This is a genomic window from Streptomyces decoyicus (assembly GCF_019880305.1).
Taxonomy (GTDB): Bacteria; Actinomycetota; Actinomycetes; order Streptomycetales; family Streptomycetaceae; genus Streptomyces; species Streptomyces decoyicus.
This window is the reverse complement of sequence record NZ_CP082301.1, coordinates 3,169,598-3,186,542: the sequence shown is the minus strand read 5'-3', so window position 1 is coordinate 3,186,542 and position 16,945 is coordinate 3,169,598. Positions and strand designations below refer to the sequence as shown.

Annotated in this window: 16 protein-coding genes; 9 read left to right on the top strand and 7 right to left on the bottom strand. The window is 70.5% G+C overall.

All coding sequences use genetic code 11. The features are described 5' to 3' along the window. Window position 1 precedes the first annotated feature (1 nt). The 5 genes from K7C20_RS13950 to K7C20_RS13930 are packed head-to-tail and all read right to left on the bottom strand — an operon-like array spanning window position 2 to window position 4,282. Window positions 2-1,018: a glycine betaine ABC transporter substrate-binding protein gene (locus K7C20_RS13950; protein ID WP_030077435.1), complete on the bottom strand. Its 1,017-nt coding sequence runs from the start codon at window positions 1,016-1,018 to the stop codon at window positions 2-4. Beyond that, entirely contained in the window at window positions 1,015-1,899 is an 885-nt protein-coding gene (locus K7C20_RS13945) for an ABC transporter permease (RefSeq protein WP_030077434.1), read from the bottom strand. Before K7C20_RS13945 ends, K7C20_RS13950 begins: the two co-directional genes overlap by 4 nt. Beyond that, entirely contained in the window at window positions 1,896-3,161 is a 1,266-nt protein-coding gene (locus K7C20_RS13940; protein ID WP_053209750.1) for a betaine/proline/choline family ABC transporter ATP-binding protein, read from the bottom strand. The genes K7C20_RS13945 and K7C20_RS13940 overlap by 4 nt, the downstream gene beginning before the upstream one ends. Next, complete coding sequence (locus K7C20_RS13935; RefSeq protein WP_030077433.1) at window positions 3,154-3,801, bottom strand: ABC transporter permease; 648 nt, start codon at window positions 3,799-3,801, stop codon at window positions 3,154-3,156. Before K7C20_RS13935 ends, K7C20_RS13940 begins: the two co-directional genes overlap by 8 nt. 13 nt (window positions 3,802-3,814) lie before the next feature. Beyond that, window positions 3,815-4,282 carry an Lrp/AsnC family transcriptional regulator gene (locus tag K7C20_RS13930; protein ID WP_030986863.1) on the bottom strand — a complete coding sequence of 156 codons (468 nt, stop codon included), beginning with the start codon at window positions 4,280-4,282 and terminating at the stop codon, window positions 3,815-3,817. A 129-nt stretch (window positions 4,283-4,411) separates the two neighbouring features. On the opposite strand from K7C20_RS13930, the gene hppD reads away from it, so the two are divergent. The 8 genes from hppD (at window position 4,412) to K7C20_RS13890 (ending at window position 14,056) form a co-directional block, all read left to right on the top strand. Beyond that, window positions 4,412-5,566: a 4-hydroxyphenylpyruvate dioxygenase gene (hppD, locus tag K7C20_RS13925; protein WP_030077431.1), complete on the top strand. Its 1,155-nt coding sequence runs from the start codon at window positions 4,412-4,414 to the stop codon at window positions 5,564-5,566. A gap of 93 nt (window positions 5,567-5,659) precedes the next feature. Continuing rightward, a complete protein-coding gene (locus K7C20_RS13920; RefSeq protein ID WP_053209751.1) occupies window positions 5,660-7,024 on the top strand; it encodes an FAD-binding oxidoreductase in 1,365 nt (454 codons plus the stop codon). Between the two features lie 285 nt (window positions 7,025-7,309). Then, window positions 7,310-8,137 carry an FAD binding domain-containing protein gene (locus K7C20_RS13915; protein WP_030077429.1) on the top strand — a complete coding sequence of 276 codons (828 nt, stop codon included), beginning with the start codon at window positions 7,310-7,312 and terminating at the stop codon, window positions 8,135-8,137. Next, window positions 8,134-10,860 carry a molybdopterin-dependent oxidoreductase gene (locus K7C20_RS13910; protein ID WP_030077426.1) on the top strand — a complete coding sequence of 909 codons (2,727 nt, stop codon included), beginning with the start codon at window positions 8,134-8,136 and terminating at the stop codon, window positions 10,858-10,860. Before K7C20_RS13915 ends, K7C20_RS13910 begins: the two co-directional genes overlap by 4 nt. Continuing rightward, window positions 10,857-11,828 (top strand): antibiotic biosynthesis monooxygenase, encoded by a 972-nt coding sequence (locus tag K7C20_RS13905; protein WP_030077424.1) that lies wholly within the window; start codon window positions 10,857-10,859, stop codon window positions 11,826-11,828. The genes K7C20_RS13910 and K7C20_RS13905 overlap by 4 nt, the downstream gene beginning before the upstream one ends. Before the next feature lie 76 nt (window positions 11,829-11,904). After that, window positions 11,905-12,228 (top strand): hypothetical protein, encoded by a 324-nt coding sequence (locus K7C20_RS13900; protein WP_048828915.1) that lies wholly within the window; start codon window positions 11,905-11,907, stop codon window positions 12,226-12,228. 9 nt (window positions 12,229-12,237) lie between these two features. Then, window positions 12,238-12,528: a ribosomal protein L7/L12 gene (locus K7C20_RS13895; protein WP_053209752.1), complete on the top strand. Its 291-nt coding sequence runs from the start codon at window positions 12,238-12,240 to the stop codon at window positions 12,526-12,528. A gap of 82 nt (window positions 12,529-12,610) precedes the next feature. Beyond that, window positions 12,611-14,056, top strand: a complete 1,446-nt coding sequence (locus K7C20_RS13890) for a dihydrolipoyl dehydrogenase family protein (RefSeq protein WP_030077420.1) — start codon at window positions 12,611-12,613, stop codon at window positions 14,054-14,056. 24 nt (window positions 14,057-14,080) lie between these two features. On the opposite strand, the gene K7C20_RS13885 is transcribed toward K7C20_RS13890, so the two are convergent. Both K7C20_RS13885 and K7C20_RS13880 read right to left on the bottom strand, forming a co-directional pair. Further along, on the bottom strand, window positions 14,081-14,365 hold the full coding sequence (locus K7C20_RS13885; protein WP_053209765.1) for a tetratricopeptide repeat protein: 285 nt from the start codon (window positions 14,363-14,365) through the stop codon (window positions 14,081-14,083). 264 nt (window positions 14,366-14,629) lie between these two features. After that, complete coding sequence (locus tag K7C20_RS13880) at window positions 14,630-15,112, bottom strand: SsgA family sporulation/cell division regulator (protein WP_030077416.1); 483 nt, start codon at window positions 15,110-15,112, stop codon at window positions 14,630-14,632. Window positions 15,113-15,349: 237 nt separating this feature from the next. On the opposite strand from K7C20_RS13880, the gene K7C20_RS13875 reads away from it, so the two are divergent. Further along, on the top strand, window positions 15,350-16,894 hold the full coding sequence (locus tag K7C20_RS13875) for an RDD family protein (protein ID WP_053209753.1): 1,545 nt from the start codon (window positions 15,350-15,352) through the stop codon (window positions 16,892-16,894). The last annotated feature ends 51 nt before the right edge of the window (window positions 16,895-16,945 follow it).

Here is a 16,945-nt window from a genome sequence, read left to right as displayed (position 1 = left end):
CTCACCCCTCCTTGATGAACCCCTCCTGGATCAGCCAGTTTTTGGCGACCTCGTGCGGGTCCTGGCCGTCCACGTCGACCCTGCGGTTCAGCTCCTGGGCGACGGTGTTGTTGAGGGCCTTGGTGACCGGGGCCAGGACCTCGGCGATGGCCGGGTACTTCTTCAGGGCCTCGGCGTTGATCTCGGGCGCGACGTTGTAGTTGGGGAAGAAGTGCTTGTCGTCGGCCAGGACGTGCAGATGCATCGCCTTGATCCGCCCGTCGGTGGTGAAGACCTCGCCGAACGCACAGGTGCCCTTCTGCGTCTCGGTGTAGACGACGCCGCCGGTCATCTTGCGGACATTGGCCGACGGCACCTGCATGCCGTACGCCCGCGCCATGCCCGGCAGACCGTCGTTGCGGGTGGCGAACTCGTTCTCCACGCACATCGTCACGGCGCTCGGCTTCTTGTGGGACAGCGCCGCGACATCCGAGAGGTCGCGCACCCCCAGCTTCTTCCAGTTCGCGGAGTTCAGCGCCAGCGCGTAGGTGTTGTTCAGGGTCGAGGCCGGGAGCCAGACGATGCCGTTCTTCCGGTCCTCGTCGCGGACCGCCTGCCACTGCTTCTGCGGATCGACGATCGGCTTGGTGTGGCCGAGGTAGGTGATCCAGCCGGTGCCGGTGTACTCGTACGCGGCGTCCGCCGTGCCGGACTTGACGGCCTCGCGGGCGCCGATCGAGCCCTGGATGCTGGTCTTGTCGATGACCTTGGCGCCCGCCGCCTCGAAGACGATGCCCATCATCTGGCCGAGGACGATCTGTTCGGTGAACTCCTTCGAGGTCACGGTCAGCTGCGCCCCGGTGAGCGGCCGGCCCGGGTAGCCGGCCTGTGGCCCCGGCCGCACGTTGTCACTCATCACACTGCCGCTGACCAGGCCGCATCCGCCGAGCACGGCGGTGACGAGCAGGGCGGTGGCGAGCAGGACCGCCCGGCGCCTTCCGGGGCGGCGGCGCGGATCCTGACGCGGGTGGTCCCTCATGTCGTCGCCTCCAGTCCGCGCGGCCGCAGCAGCAGTTCGGCCAGAGACGCCAGCCATTCGACCAGCAGGGCCAGCGCCACGGTGAGCACCGAACCGAGGATCAGGACCGGCATGCGCTGGGTGACGATGCCCGCCGAGATCAGGTCACCGAGGCCGCCGCCCCCGCCGAAGGTCGCCAGGGTCGCGGTGCCGACGTTCAGCACCAGCGCGGTGCGGACGCCGGCCAGGATCAGCGGTACGGCCAGCGGGAGTTCCACCTTGGTCAGCACGAGGGTGGGGGACATGCCGATGCCGCGGGCGGACTCGGTCAGCGTCGGGTCGATGCCGCGCAGGCCGGCGATGGTGTTGGCGAGGACCGGCAGCACGGCGTAGATGACCATGCCGACGATCGCCGAACGGGCTCCGATGCCCAGCCAGATGACCAGCAGGATCAGCAGACCCAGGGCCGGGATGGCCTGCCCGAGGTTGGCGAAGGCCATGGCGACCGGGGTGGCCCGGCGCAGTTTGGACCGGGTCAGCGCGATGCCCAGCGGGATCGCGATGATCAGTACGAAGAAGGTGGAGATCACGGTGAGCTGGATGTGCTGCCGCAGCGCGATCCACACCTTGCCGTTGTCCACCGCCTGGTGGGCGATGGAGTCCAGACGGGCGCCGCGGAACCACAGCCAGGTGGCGAGCAGCGCGGCCACCAGAAAGACCGGCATGAAGGTCCACTTCTGCCAGCTGATCCGGCGCCGGGCGGACGGCGCCGACGGGGTGGGCGCCTCACCGGACGCCAGCTCCCGTTCCTCCATCTCGACGTCGTCACGGAAGGCCAGGGCCTCGTGGTCGCTCGGGCGCCGCCCGTCCCGGTGCGGGCTGTCCTCGCCGCGTGGGCTCATGCCTTGACCCCCTGGCCGCCGTCCGCGCCGTCCACGCCCTCCTGCGCCAGATGTGTCTGACGGGCGCGCTGCTCCTGGAGCTGGTGCTGGTGCTCGACGGCTTCGAGGTGGTCCGCCTCCAGCAGCTCCTGGACGTTGTTCATCAGCGTCTCCATGTCGACCACGCCGATGTACTCGCCGCGCCGCCCGGTGACCGCGACCCGGCCCGCGCTGTCGGTGAGCACTGCCTCCAGCGCGTCGCGCAGTGTCGCGTCCCGGCTCACGCTGTGCTGCACCGGGGCCCCGGCCCGCGCCAGCGACCCCTTGGCGCGGGACAGATCGCCCCGGCGCAGCCATTTGTAGGGCCGGCCGTTGCGGTCCAGTAGCAGCATTTCGTTGTGCGAGCCGGAGCGCATCAGCTCGAAGATGGACTCCAGCGGGTCGTCGATCCTGGCGGTGGGGAAGTCGACCACGCCCACGTCGCGTACGCGGGTGAGGTTCAGCCGCTTGAGCGCCGCCCCCGCGCCCACGAAGCCGGAGACGAAGTCGTCGGCGGGGTTGGTGAGGATGGCTTCGGGGGTGTCGAACTGGGCGATGTGCGAGCGCTCGCGGAGCACCGCGATGCGGTCGCCGAGCTTGATGGCCTCGTCGAAGTCATGGGTGACGAAGCAGATGGTCTTGTGCAGCTCGTGCTGGAGGCGGATCAGCTCGTCCTGGAGGTGGTCGCGGGTGATCGGGTCGACGGCGCCGAACGGCTCGTCCATCAGCAGGACGGGCGGGTCGGCGGCGAGGGCGCGGGCCACGCCGACGCGCTGCTGCTGACCGCCGGAGAGCTGGCGGGGATAGCGGCCGTGGAATTCGCCGGGGTCCAGGCCGACCAGGTCGAGCATCTCCTCGACCCGGTTCTTGATCTTCGACTTGGACCAGCCGATCATCTTCGGGACCAGCGCGATGTTCTGCGCGACCGTCATGTGCGGGAAGAGGCCTGAGGCCTGGATGGCGTAGCCGATCGTGCGGCGCAGCTTGACGGGGTCCATGTCGGTGACGTCCTCGTCGCCGATCCGGATCCGTCCGGAGGTCGGCTCGATCAGCCGGTTGATCATTTTCAGGGTGGTGGACTTGCCACAGCCCGAGGGCCCCACGAGGATCACGATCTCGCCGGCCTTGATCTCCATGTCGACGTTGTCCACCGCGGGGACGGGGTTCCCCGGGTAGAGCTTCGTCAGGTTCTCCAGATGGATCCTCGCCCCGGTGGTGGCGGCGTTCTCTGGCGTCTCAGGCACGGATCCCCCTGGAGATGGTCAGGCGTCCGATCAGGACGTATGCGGCGTCGAAGAGAAGAGCGAGGATGGCGATCCCGACGGTGCCGGAGAGCACCTGGTTGAGGGAGTTGGCGCTGCCCAGCGAGGCGATCCCGCGGAAGATCTCGTTGCCCAGGCCGGGGCCGGAGGCGAAGGCGGCGATGGCGGCGATGCCCATCAGCATCTGGGTGGCGACCCGGATGCCGGTGAGGATCGGCGGCCAGGCCAGCGGGAGTTCGACGCGCAGGAGCTGGGAGGTGCGGGACATCCCGATGCCCCTGGCCGCGTCGACCAGGTCCGGGTCCACCCCGCGCAGTCCGACGATGGCGTTGCGGACCACCGGCAGCAGCCCGTACAGGGTCAGCGCGATCACCGTCGGGGGGACGCCCAGGCCGACGATCGGGATCAGCAGACCGATCAGGGCCAGGGAGGGGATGGTCAGAATGGTCGCGGTCGAGGTGGTGGCGAGATTGCCCGCCCATTCGCTGCGATAGGTCAGCACGCCGATGAGGACCCCCAGCACGGTGGCGAGCACCATGCACTGGAAGACCGCGCTGGCGTGCTGATACGTATCGGTCAGCAGCTGGGCGTGCCGGGTGCCGACGTACTCCCAGAAGCTCACTCGGTCTCCTCGGTCAGTCTCCCGATGCCTGTTTCACCAGCGGGACGATCCGCAACGGAACCGGATTTTCCATGACGATTGCCGTCGATGCCCGCACGATGCCATCAAAGCCCACAACCCGGTCGATCACACGCTGTAGATCGGCGTTGGACCGGGCGACAAGCCTGCAGAGCATGTCCCCATGTCCCGTCGTTGTATGCAGCTCCAACACCTCGGGAACGGTCGTCAAGTGGGCGCGTACGTCATTGCCTTGCCCCTGTTTGATCTCAAGTGTCGCGAAAGCGGTCACGGGATAGCCGAGCGCCGCCGGGTCCACATCCGGTCCGAATCCCCGGATCACTCCATTCGACTGAAGCCGGTCGAGCCTGGCCTGGACCGTCCCGCGGGCCACCCCCAGCCGGCGGGACGCCTCCAGGACGCCGATCCGCGGCTCCTCGGCGAGCAGTTCCAGCAGGGCTCCGTCCAAATGATCGATCGCCATTGCTCGCACCGTCCCTTTTGGTGGTCATCATGTACAGATAGCTCGGCGGCTGCGCCTTTTCGCTATACATAATGCCCAGAAAATCCGCGAACTATTGCGCACCTTGTGGATCGGAGGGACTCTGCGACCATGGCAGACACCACGATGCACACCCAGCCCACCCACCCCGGCGCGACCCGGCAGGCGGACCCCTTCCCGGTCAAGGGGATGGACGCGGTCGTCTTCGCCGTCGGGAATGCCAAGCAGGCCGCGCACTATTACTCGACCGCCTTCGGTATGCAGCGCGTCGCCTACTCCGGTCCGGAGAACGGCAGCCGCGAGACCGCGAGCTATGTGCTCGAATCCGGCGGCGCCCGGTTCGTGTTCACCTCGGTCATCAAGCCCACTACCGAGTGGGGCCACTTCCTCGCCGACCATGTCGCGGCCCACGGCGACGGTGTCATCGACCTCGCCCTGGAGGTCCCGGACGCCCGCGCCGCCTACGAGCACGCCGTCGCCCACGGCGCCACCGGCCTGGAGAAGCCCTACGAGCTCACCGACGAGCACGGCACCATCGTGCTGGCGGCCATCGCCACGTACGGCAAGACCCGGCACACCCTCGTCGAGCGCTCCGGTTACCACGGCCCCTACCTGCCCGGCTTCGTCGCCGCCGAGCCGCTGGTGGAGACCGGCCCGCGGCGCTTCCAGGCCATCGACCACTGCGTCGGCAACGTCGAACTCGGCAAGATGAACGAGTGGGTGGCCTTCTACAACAAGGTCATGGGCTTCACCAACATGAAGGAGTTCGTGGGCGACGACATCGCCACCGAATACAGCGCGCTGATGTCGAAGGTCGTCGCCGACGGCACCCTCAAGGTGAAGTTCCCGATCAACGAGCCCGCGATCGCGAAGAAGAAGTCGCAGATCGACGAGTACCTGGAGTTCTACGGCGGCCCCGGCGTCCAGCACATCGCGCTGGCCACCAACGACATCGTCGCCAGCGTCCGGGCGATGCGCGCCGCCGGCGTGGAGTTCCTGAGCACCCCCGACTCCTATTACGACACCCTCGGTGAGTGGGCCGGCGAGACCCGGGTGCCCGTGGAGACGCTCCGCGAGCTGAAGATCCTGGTCGACCGCGACGAGGACGGCTATCTGCTCCAGATCTTCACCAAGCCGGTCCAGGACCGGCCGACCGTGTTCTTCGAAATGATCGAGCGGCACGGCTCCATGGGCTTCGGCAAGGGCAACTTCAAGGCCCTCTTCGAGGCGATCGAGCGGGAGCAGGAGCGCCGCGGCAACCTCTGACCGCGGACGGCGCTGCTGACGGCCGCTCGCGCCACCCCGTCACGGGCCGTACACGATCTTCCGTGTACGGCCCACGGATGCGAGGCTGAGGGTATGGACCTCATCGCACGGCTGCGCGCCGGACTCCCGGGTGAAGCGATCCTCACCGACCCCGACGTCACCGGCTCCTACGCCAACGACATGGCGAGCTTCTGCGAGGCCGGGACACCCGCCGTGGTCGTCCTGCCGCGCACCGTCGAAGAGGTCCAGCACATCATGCGGACGGCCACGGAACTGCGGGTTCCGGTCGTCCCCCAGGGGGCGCGCACGGGCCTGTCGGGCGCCGCCAACGCCTCCGACGGCTGCATCGTGCTCTCCCTGGTCAAGATGGACCGGATCATCGAGATCAACCCCGTCGACCGGATCGCGGTCGTCGAACCCGGCGTCATCAACGCCGTCCTCTCCCGCGCGGTGAACGAACACGGCCTCTACTACCCGCCCGACCCCTCCAGTTGGGAGGAGTGCTCCATCGGCGGGAACATCGGCACCGCCTCCGGCGGGCTGTGCTGCGTCAAGTACGGCGTCACCGCCGAGTACGTCCTCGGCCTGGACGTCGTCCTCGCCGACGGGCGGCTGCTGACGACCGGCCGGCGTACCGCCAAGGGCGTCGCGGGCTACGACCTCACCCGGCTGTTCGTCGGCTCCGAGGGCAGCCTGGGCGTCGTCGTACGCGCCGTCCTCGCCCTCAAGCCGGAGCCGCCCGAACAGCTCGCGCTGGCCGCAGAGTTCCCCTCCACCGCGGCCGCCTGCCGAGCCGTCTGCGAAATCATGGCCCGCGGCCACGCCCCCTCGCTGCTGGAGCTGATGGACCGTACGAGCATCCGCGCCGTCAACGACATGGCGAAGATGGGCCTCCCGGACAGCACCGAGGCGCTGCTGCTGGCCGCCTTCGACACCCCCGAGCCGGCCGCCGACCTCGCCGCCGTCGGGGAGCTGTGCACCGCGGCGGGCGCCACCGAGGTCGTGCCCGCCGAGACCGCCGCCGAGTCCGATCTGCTGCTCCAGGCCCGCAGGCTGACCCTGACCGCGCTGGAACGGGTCAAATCCGCCACCATGATCGACGACGTCTGTGTCCCGCGCTCCCGGCTCGCCGAGATGCTCGACGGCACCGCCGCCATCGCCGAGAAGTACGGCCTGACCATCGGCGTCTGCGCGCACGCAGGAGACGGCAACACCCACCCCACCGTCTGCTTCGACGCCGCCGACCCCGACGAGTCCCGCCGGGCCCGCGAGTCGTTCGACGACATCATGGCCCTCGGCCTGCACCTGGGCGGCACCATCACCGGGGAGCACGGCGTCGGCGTCCTGAAGAAGGAGTGGCTGGCGCGCGAACTGGGACCGGTGGGCGTGGAGTTGCAGCGCGGTATCAAGGACGTCTTCGATCCGCTGGGGATTCTCAACCCCGGAAAGCTGTTCTGAAGCACGCGGCCCCCCGGCGCTGTTCCTTACCGCACGGTCGGGGAATTGGTCGCGAGTATTTTACTCGTCGTGGCGAGCGCATGCAGAAAGGGGGATTTCCCGCCGGGGTTCCGGCGTGGATCGGCGTGGCGAGAGCGGGCCTTTCCGCATACGCTGAACAGGCATATCTTCGTCCGTCGGTCTGCAGCGAGAAGTTCGGCCGCGGCGGCCATGGATGGACTCCGTCGCTTGAGGTTGCGCCGTTCCCCGCGCGCACGATTTTCGTCGTGAGGGAGATCAGTTCCCATGGACCTCAACACCATCACCGAAGTCGTCCGGCGACCGTCCGGCAGGCCAGGCGCGGACTGGCGGGCGGGCGATGCCTGGCTCGCCGGCGGGACATGGCTGTTCTCCGTCGAGCAGCCGGACCTGCGCCGCCTGATCGACCTGACGGCGTTGCGCTGGGAAACTCTCGTCCCGAGCGGAGCGGGCCTCGGGATCGGCGCCACCTGCACCATCAGCGAGCTGTATGCCTGTGCGCTGCCGGATGAGTGGATCGCCGGCAGCCTCTTCGCGAAAAGCTGCGAGGCATTCTTGTCCTCGTTCAAAGTGTGGAGTTCGGCGACCGTCGGCGGCAATATCTGCATGTCCTTGCCGGCCGGCCCGATGATCACGCTGACGGTCGCCCTTGAGGCACAGTACGAGCTGTGGGCTCCTGACGGATCCGCGCGCACCGTCGATGCCCTCGCCTTTGTGACCGGCGACCATCAGAACATTCTCACCCCCGGGGAAATCCTGCGGCGCATCGACATTCCCGCGCACGCCCTGCAAAAACGCACCGCGCACCGTCGCTTCTCGCTGACCCGCCTCGGCCGTTCGACGGTCTTCCTCATCGGTACGCAATCGCCGGGAACGAGGGACCTGCTGCTCACCGTCACCGCCGGCACCACACGGCCGGTGCGCATGGCCTTCGACACCCTGCCCGACGCCCGGACGCTGGAGCAGAGCATCGACGCCCTCCCGGCCGGCGTCTGGTTCGCCGATCCCAACGGAACACCCGGCCACCGCCGCCACCTCACACAGCACTTCGCCGAGGAGATCCGTCGCGAACTCATGGCCGGGGGCCCGGCATGAGCTACCTCGTGAACGGCAGCAGATTCGACGAAGAACCGGACCCCGGTCAGTGCCTGCGCACGTTCCTCCGCGCGCTCGGCCACCACGGCGTCAAAAAGGGGTGCGACGCGGGCGATTGCGGCGCCTGCACGGTGTGGCTGGACGGCAGTCCGGTCCACAGCTGCATCACCCCCGCCTTCCGCGCGGACGGCCATGAGGTGACGACGATCGAAGGGATCGGATCCCCCGGGAACCTGCATCCGGTGCAGCGGCAGTTCCGCGACGCCCCGGGGTTCCAGTGCGGCTTCTGCACCGCAGGGATGATCATGACGTCGGCAACGTTCACCGAGGCCCAGAAGGCGGAACTGCCACGGGCGTTGAAGGGAAACCTCTGCCGCTGCACCGGCTACCGGGCGATCGAGGATGCCGTGAAAGGCGTCGCCGGCGTGGCGCGGGCCGCGCCGGGAAAGGCCGTCGGGACGAGCGTCGGTGCGCCGGCGGCCGAGGACGTGGTGACCGGCCGCGCCGAGTTCACGATGGACACGCACCTCGACGGCATGCTGCACCTCAAGGTGCTGCACTCACCCCACGCGCACGCCCGGATCGTCTCGATCGACAAGTCCGCCGCACTCGCGGTTCCCGGCGTGCAGCGCGTCTACACCTGGGAGGACGTGCCGCCCCGGCGCTTCACCACGGCGATCCACACCGACCATCTCGTGGACCCGGACGACACCTACCTCCTCGACCACACCGTCCGCTTCGTCGGCCAGCGCGTCGTCGCGGTCCTGGCCGACTCCGTCGGGGCGGCAGAAGAGGGCTGCCGGCAGGTCGTCGTGGAATACGAGGTGCTGCCGGCGGTATTCGACCCCGAAGAGGCCATGTCCGAGGGGGCGCCGCCACTGCACGGCGCGGTGGACCCCTTCGTCCTCGACCCCGTCCACAACATCCTGGTGGAGATTCATTCGCAGATCGGTGATGTCGACGCGGGGTTCGCCGAGGCCGATGTGATCCACAAAGGCACGTACTTCTCCCCACGGGTGCAGCACGCGCATCTGGAGACCCACGGCTCGATCGCCTGGATGGACAACGGCCGCCTGAACGTCCGTACCAGTTCGCAGTCGCCGTCGATCGCGAAGGTCAAACTGGCCCATCTGTTCGCGCTGCGCCCGGACCGGCTCCGGGTGTTCTGCACACGCGTGGGCGGCGGCTTCGGCGGCAAACAGGAGGTGATCTCGGAGGACCTGGTCGCGCTCGCCGCCCTGGACACCGGGCGGCCGGTCTCCTTCGAGTACACCCGGGAGGAGGAGTTCACCACCGCTTCGCCCCGGCACCCGATGACGCTGACGGTCAAGCTCGGCGCGAAGACGGACGGCACGCTGACGGCGCTCCAGGTCCGCAACGTGTCGAACACGGGCGCCTACGGCAACCACGCCGGCGAAACGCTGTACGCGGGCGGCGCCGCCGTCATGATCTACCGCTGCCGCCACAAGAAATACGACGCGTTCTCCGTCTACACCAACACCGTGCCGAGCGGGGCACTGCGCGGTTACGGGATGACGCAACCGGCGTTCGCCGTGGAATCGGCGATGGACGAACTCGCACGCGCCCTGCACATGGATCCGCTCGCCCTGCGACGGCGCAACATCGTGCGACCGGGCGAGCCGCTCCTCGCCATGCAGGAGGGCCCTGACGACGTGGTGTTCACCGAGGACGGTCTTGCGAAGTGCATCGACCTGGTGGACGAGGCCCTGGCCCGTACCGCCGACGAGCCGCCGCCCGGTCCCGGGTGGCTCGTCGGGGCCGGTGTCGCCAGTTCCCTGCACGAGACCGCACCGCCGACCGAGCACCTCTCCGAGGCATGGGTCACGCTGGGCGACGACCTCGTCTACGAAGTGGCCGTCGGCACCGTCGAATTCGGCGAGGGCACGTCGACCGCGCATGTCCAGATCGCGGCCCACCAGTTGGGTACGACGCCGTCGCGGATCCGTCTGGTGCAGTCCGACACCGACCGCACGGGATTCGACACCGGCGCCTTCGCGAGCGCGGGCCTGTTCGTGGCAGGCAACGCGGTGCTCCGCGCGGCCGATGCCGTGCGCGACCGCATCCTGGAATTCGCCGCCGCGCACACGGGCGAGCATCTGGTGATGTGCTCGATGGACGACGAGAGCGTCCGCTGCGGTGACCGGCAGGTTCCGTTGGCGGAGCTGGTCGCCTCCGCCCGAGCGCGCGGGATCCGCTTCACCGCCGCCCGCAAGGCCCACGGCTCACCCCGCAGCGTCACCTCCAATACGCAGGGTTTCCGCATCGCCGTCCATCCGGTGACGGGCGAGATCCGCATCCTGCACAGCGTCCAGGCGACCGACGCCGCCGTCATCATCAACCCCGCGCAGGTCCGAGGACAGGTGGAGGGCGGTGTCGCCCAGGGAATCGGCTTCGCACTGACCGAGAACCACCATGTCGACGCGGACGGTGCCATGGTCAACCCGAACTTCCGCAACTACCGCATCCCCGCCTACGCCGACATCCCCCGCACCGAGGTGCTGTTGGTGGACTCGGCGGATTCCGTCGGGCCCCTGCGGTCGAAGGGGATCGCGGAATGCTGTATCAACCCGGTGGCCCCCGCGCTGGCGAACGCGCTCCATGACGCCACCGGCGTCCGCTTCCGCGCACTGCCCCTGACACCGGAACGCCTCTACCGACGGCTCGGCGACAGCGCGTCGGTGACGACGGGCCGGCGCACATGACCACCGAAAAGTCGCACGGTGCCGAGGCGACGGTCATCATCGGCCAGAAGGTCCGGCCCGGAAGGGAGCGGGAATTCGAAGCGTGGCAGGAGGATCTCAACGCCGCTGCCGCCGACTACGCCGGTTTTCTCGGCGCCGAGATCTCCCCGCCGACGCGGCTGCAACCCGACTGGGTGGTCGTCTACCGGTTCGACTCGATCGCCCATCTGCAAGCGTGGATCAACAGCTCCACCCGGCAGGGCTTCCTCGACCGTGGTGGTGCGTATCTCGACGGTCCGCCGACCCAGCAGGTCGTCAGCGGCGGGATACGGCCACCGGACCCGCTGGTGACCGTCGTGGTCACCCACCGCGTCCACCCGGATCACGTCGACGCCTTTCTCGCCTGGCAGCGCCGTATGGACCAGACGGAGAGCGCCTTCGAGGGCTTTCGCGGAACCGAACTGTTCCGCCCGGTCGAGGGGCTTCAGAACGAATGGACCACGCTGTACCGCTTCGACAGCGCCGAGCACCTCGATGCCTGGCTGACGTCGGCGGAGCGGCAGGAAGTGCTCGCCGAGGGCGAGAAGTTCCACGACTTCCGCATGCGCACGATCGACAACTCGTTCGGCAGCTGGTTCGCCTTCGAGGAGAACGGCAAGGAAGCGCCGCCGCCCTCGGAGACCAAGACCTCCGTCGCGGTCTGGGTCGGCCTGTACCCGACCGTGGTGCTGCTGACGCTCGCCCTGTCACCGCTGAAGATGCCGCTCTGGCTCGGGCTGCTCGTGGGCAACCTGCTGTCGAGCTTCATCATGAGCTTCGTGACGATGCCCTTCTATGTGAACCCGCTGCTCAGACGGTGGCTGCGGCCGCGCCCCGACGCACCGGCGGCGAAGACCCACCTCGTCGGCCTCGGCACCGTCGCCGCGGTGATGGTGTTCTGGGCCGTGGTCTTCTACCTCGTGACGACGCAGATCCTGCATCTGCCCTGACCCGGCGCCCCCGAACGCCGCCGCACGGGCCACGACCCGGATGTACACGGCACGGGAAGAACGGTTGACTGCCCTTATGACGATCAATGATCCGCACAGACCCGGCGAGGGCATGGTCACCTTCCGCGTGAGCGGCCAGGGTGTCGACGAGCTCAGCTACGCGGTGCAGGCGCCGGGCGACTCCGGCGGCGAAGAGCAGGTGCTCCGGCCCGAGTTGCCGTGGTTCGCGGTGACCGACGCGCGGGGCGTGGGCGCCATGCCGATGCTCACCCTCACCCTCGAGGGGCCCGACGCCCACGCGGAGTGCGAGATCCTCACCGACGGCGCACCGGCCGTCCGCGGCACCGTCCACGGCCCCGCGGCGACCGCCGTGTTCATGGCACGCGCCGCCGCCTCATAGAGTTCCGCCATGGACTCCTTTCTCCCCGGAATTGCCCTCCTGGTCCTCTCCATAACCCTCGTGGCCTCCACCACCGACCGCCGCTCCAAGGCGGTCGACCGCCGGCTCCAGCGGCTGGAGCGCAAAGTGGACCTGCTGCTGGCCCATGCGGGTGTCGCCGAGCCCGAGGACCCCAAGATGGCCGAGATCGACGACCTGCTCGCCCAGGGCAAGAAGATCCAGGCCATCAAGGTGCACCGCGAGGTGACCGGTTCCGACCTCGTCGAGGCCAAGGAAGCGGTCGAACGCCGGATGCGCTGACGGGCCGTTGGGCAGAGGATGGCCAGAAGGCCCCGCGGGGCCCCACCCGGCCCCCTCATGCCCACCCAGGAAGCGAGAGCCGATGGCAGCGACCGAAGCGACCAAAGCCGCTGATGAGGCGTATGACGTCATCGTGCTGGGAGCCGGGCCGACCGGTGAGAACGTCGCCGACCGGGCGCATGCCGCAGGGCTGAGCGCGGTGCTCGTGGAGAGCGAACTGGTCGGCGGCGAATGCTCCTACTGGGCGTGTATGCCCAGCAAGGCCCTGCTGCGCCCGGTCACCGCCCGCGCCGAAGCGGGCCGGGTCCCCGGCCTCAAGGACACCGCGGACGTGCCCCTGGACGTGCCCGCGGTGCTCGCCCACCGTGACGAGTTCACGTCCTACTGGAAGGACGACGGACAGGTCCGCTGGCTGGACTCGGCCGGTATCGACCTGGTCCGCGGCCACGGCCGGCTGGCCGGGCCACGGCGGGTGGTCGTCGACGGCGAACGGGTGCTCACCGCCCGCCATGCGGTCGCCGTGTGCACCGGCAGCCGCGCGGTGGTGCCCCCCGTCCCCGGGCTCGCCGAGGCCAGGCCCTGGACCAGCCGCGACGCCACCAGCGCCAAGGCCGTACCGGGCCGCCTGGTGGTGGTCGGCGGCGGCGTGGTGGGCGTCGAGATGGCCACCGCCTGGCGGGCCCTGGGCTCCTCCGTGACCCTGCTGGTGCGCGGCGACGGGCTGCTGCCCCGTATGGAGCCGTTCGCCGGCCACCTCGTCGCGGAGTCGCTGGCCGAGGCCGGTGTCTTCCTGCGGACCGGTGTCGAGGTGCGCGAGGTACGCCGGGAAGCCCCCGGCGGACCGGCCACCGTCCTGCTGGACTCCGGGGACGAGATCGTCGCCGATGAAATCCTGATCGCCACCGGCCGGGCCCCGCGCACCGACGACGTCGGCCTGGAGACGGTCGGCCTGACCCCCGGCTCCTGGCTGGACGTCGACGACAGCCTCCGGGTGACGGGGGTGACCGGCGGCTGGCTCTACGGCGTCGGCGACGTCAACCACCGCGCGCTCCTGACCCATCAGGGCAAATACCAGGCCAGGATCGCCGGTGCCGCGATCTCCGCGCGCGCCCGGGGCGTCCCGATCCTGGAGTCCGACCGCTGGGGCGCGCACGCCGCCACCGCGGACCGCCTCGCCGTCCCGCAGGTCGTCTTCACCGACCCCGAAGCCGCCTCGGTGGGCCTGACCGCCGCCGCGGCGGAGCAGGCCGGGTACCGCATCCAGGTGATCGACCAGGACGTGGCGGCCGTGGCCGGGGCCTCCCTGTACGCGGACGGCTACCGCGGCCGGGCCCGGATGGTCGTCGACCTGGACCGTGAGGTCGTGCTCGGCGCCACCTTCGTCGGGTCCGGCGTCGGCGAGCTGCTGCACTCCGCGACCGTCGCGGTGGCCGGCGAGGTCCCCATCGAGCGGCTGTGGCACGCCGTGCCCTCCTACCCGACGATCAGCGAGGTGTGGCTGCGGCTGCTGGAGGCGTACCGCGGCTGACGCGGCGCGCCCGGTCCCTCGCGGTCAGGCGCCGTCCGCGCCCAGGGCCGTGGCGATCCGCAGCTGCCCGGCGGCCTCGCCGGCCCGCCCCTGGCGCTCCAGGGTGCGGCCGAGCATCAGCCGGGCGTACTCCTCGACCGGATCGCGCTCCAGGACGGCCCGCAACTCGGCCTCGGCGCGCCCCAGTTGGGCGGAGTGGTAGTAGGCGCGGGCGAGCAGCAGCCGCGGGGCGACCGGCTGCGGGTCCTCGTCCACCAGCCCGCGCAGGATCCGGGCCGCGGCGGTGAAGTCCTTCGCCTCGAAGAACAGCTGCGCCCGCGCCCAGCGGTCGGCGGCGACGCCGTGCTCGTAATAGCCCTCGTCGTACGGCGTCGAGCCGGTGTCGTACGCCGCGACACCGGTGCCGTACGCCGTGAAGCCGGTGTCCTGACCCGTCGGTGCGCGGTAGCTCTTGCTCATACCGGGCCCAACAGCGCGGCCCGGTGGAACATTCCACCGGTCCGGCCGGCGCAGCGCAGCGCGGTGCGGCGCCCGCCTCCCCGTCGAGGCCCGTCCCCCCGGCGGCCCGGTACGTCACCCCTGCGCCCCGGGCTCGGGGGACTCCTCGGAGGGCAGGGCGCCGCCCGGCCGCAGGTCGTCCGACGACGCCATGGCGAGCAGGTCGCTCAGCCCTTTGTCGAGGCTCAGATGCCCCTGCTCGGACCCCGGCGGGACCACCCGCAGGGTGCGCTCCAGCCAGGCGGAGACCGCCGGGGCCGGTGCCTCCAGCAGCGCCCGGCCGTCCGGAGAGTCGAGCTCGACGCAGACCAGGCTGCGGCCGTCGGCCTTGGTCGGCCACACCCGCACATCACCGTCGCCGCACGGCCGGAACACCCCCTCGACGAGCAGCTCGCGGGCGAAGGTCCAGTCGACGGGGGAGTCCGAACCGATGTGAAAGGTGACATGGACGGCGTACGGGTCGTCCGTCCGGTACGTCAGCCGGGCCGGCACCGGAACGCTCCGCTCCGGCGATACGACCAGGCCCAGCTCCAGCTCACGTTCCACCACGGTGTGCATCAGGTCCGCCTCTCTTCGCTCCCCGCGGACACCCGGTACCGGGCCCGCACAGAGGAAGAGGCGCCGGACGCCGGACCATTACACGACTTCGTACAACTTTTTTCCCGCGCCTCTTCCAGGTGGTCGTGGGCGGGCATGAGCACCGATGCGACCCGGGGTCTGATAGATGTGGACGCCGCGTTGCGGCAGACTGCACCCCACACCCACCAGGCCGAGTACAGATACGGGACTTCGGACATGAGCGCCCCTACCTCAGGATCCGCCGGCGGTAGCCCCACGCCAGGCTTCTACCCGGACCCGTCCATCCCCGGCTACATCCGGTACTGGAACGGTGCCGCATGGGTGCCGGGCACCAGCCGGCCCGCCCCCGCCGAGGGCGAGGCGATGCCCGCCCCGCCGCCCGGCGTGGCCCCGTCGCCCGCCGTCGAGGAGACCGGCCCTGTCTTCTTCGACGAGGAGGAGGCGGCCGGCGGCTCCGCGGTGCCGGCCGTACGCCGGAGCGGCGAGGTCGAGGCCCGGCCCGCCATCGGCTGGGACGACCCGGCCCGGCTGCACGGCAGCGGCCCCGAACCGGCGGCCGCCTGGCAGGCCGATGCCTCCCGGCAGGGCGGGTACGGCGGCGAGAACGACCGCCGGATCTCCTGGGGCTCCCCGGACCAGCCGCCCGCCGGCACGCCGTCGGGCGGCGCCTCGTGGGGCACGGTGCCGCCGCAGCGCGAGGAGCAGGGCGGTGCCGAGGCCCCGGCCGGCGAGACGCCCGCCGCGCGCCCCGAGGGCCCGTCCGACGGGACGGTCGCCATCCGGGCCGTGAACCCGGCCGCGCGCCGCGGCGGGAACTCCGGCGACCAGGGCACCACCGCGATCCGTGCGGTACGCCCCGAGGCCGGCAAGCCCGCCAAGGGCGGCGAGACGATGGCGATCCGCGTCGCGGGCGCCGGCCGCGGCCCGTCCGCGGCGCCCGGTGACGGCTCCCCGCAGTCGCTGCCGTCCGTCGGCGACCCGCAGCAGGGCCACCCGGCCCCGCAGAGCCCCGCGCCGCAGCAGAGCACGGGCCCGGCGGCCCGGAACCAGGCCCCGCAGAACCCGGCCCCGCACAGTCCCGCACCGCGTCCCGCCGCGCAGAGCCCGGTGCAGCAGCCCCCCGCTCAGCAGGCGGCCGCGCCCTCGGCAGGCTTCCCGCCGCAGGGCGGTGCCGCACCGGCCGGGGCCGCCGCGCAGGGCACCGACGCCGACGGCGTCATCCCCTGGAAGCCGCCGGCCGCCGCCGACCCCTTCTCGGCGCTGGCGCAGGCCGCGCAGGGCCATCCGGCCGGCCTCGGCCGCAGGCTGGCGGCCCGGCTGATCGACACCCTGGTGCTGGGCGGGCTCACCGCCGCGGTCGCCGTCCCCATGTGGGGCACGGTCACCGACCACCTCGACGCAAAGGTCGAGGCGGCCAAGCAGTCCGGCCGCCAGGTGACGGTCTATCTGATCGACGGCACCACCGTCCCGGTCTTCGCCACGATCCTGGCCGTCCTGCTGATCGGCGGTGCCCTCTACGAGGCGCTGCCGACCCTCAAGTGGGGCCGCACCCTGGGCAAGAAGCTGTGCGGCGTGCGGGTCCTGGACATCGAGAGCCATGACACGCCGACCCTCGGCGCCGCGCTCAAGCGCTGGTTCGTCTACAGCGTGCTCGGCGTGCTCGTCGTCGGCGTGCTGAACGTCGTCTGGTGCCTGTTCGACAAGCCGTGGCGCCAGTGCTGGCACGACAAGCTGGCGCGGACGTTCGTCGCCTCCGGCTGAGGCCGTCCGCCGGGCCGTTCACCGGGCCGTTCGCCCGGTCCCGACTTCCGC

Bases quoted from the DNA above. Each gene is read 5' to 3' on its own strand.
- K7C20_RS13950 (WP_030077435.1), bottom strand. From the start codon at position 1,018: ATGAGGGACCACCCGCGTCAGGATCCGCGCCGCCGCCCCGGAAGGCGC.
- K7C20_RS13945 (WP_030077434.1), bottom strand. From the start codon at position 1,899: ATGAGCCCACGCGGCGAGGACAGCCCGCACCGGGACGGGCGGCGCCCG.
- K7C20_RS13930 (WP_030986863.1), bottom strand. From the start codon at position 4,282: ATGGCGATCGATCATTTGGACGGAGCCCTGCTGGAACTGCTCGCCGAG.
- hppD (WP_030077431.1), top strand. From the start codon at position 4,412: ATGGCAGACACCACGATGCACACCCAGCCCACCCACCCCGGCGCGACC.
- K7C20_RS13920 (WP_053209751.1), top strand. From the start codon at position 5,660: ATGGACCTCATCGCACGGCTGCGCGCCGGACTCCCGGGTGAAGCGATC.
- K7C20_RS13915 (WP_030077429.1), top strand. From the start codon at position 7,310: ATGGACCTCAACACCATCACCGAAGTCGTCCGGCGACCGTCCGGCAGG.
- K7C20_RS13910 (WP_030077426.1), top strand. From the start codon at position 8,134: ATGAGCTACCTCGTGAACGGCAGCAGATTCGACGAAGAACCGGACCCC.
- K7C20_RS13905 (WP_030077424.1), top strand. From the start codon at position 10,857: ATGACCACCGAAAAGTCGCACGGTGCCGAGGCGACGGTCATCATCGGC.
- K7C20_RS13900 (WP_048828915.1), top strand. From the start codon at position 11,905: ATGACGATCAATGATCCGCACAGACCCGGCGAGGGCATGGTCACCTTC.
- K7C20_RS13895 (WP_053209752.1), top strand. From the start codon at position 12,238: ATGGACTCCTTTCTCCCCGGAATTGCCCTCCTGGTCCTCTCCATAACC.
- K7C20_RS13890 (WP_030077420.1), top strand. From the start codon at position 12,611: ATGGCAGCGACCGAAGCGACCAAAGCCGCTGATGAGGCGTATGACGTC.
- K7C20_RS13880 (WP_030077416.1), bottom strand. From the start codon at position 15,112: ATGCACACCGTGGTGGAACGTGAGCTGGAGCTGGGCCTGGTCGTATCG.
- K7C20_RS13875 (WP_053209753.1), top strand. From the start codon at position 15,350: ATGAGCGCCCCTACCTCAGGATCCGCCGGCGGTAGCCCCACGCCAGGC.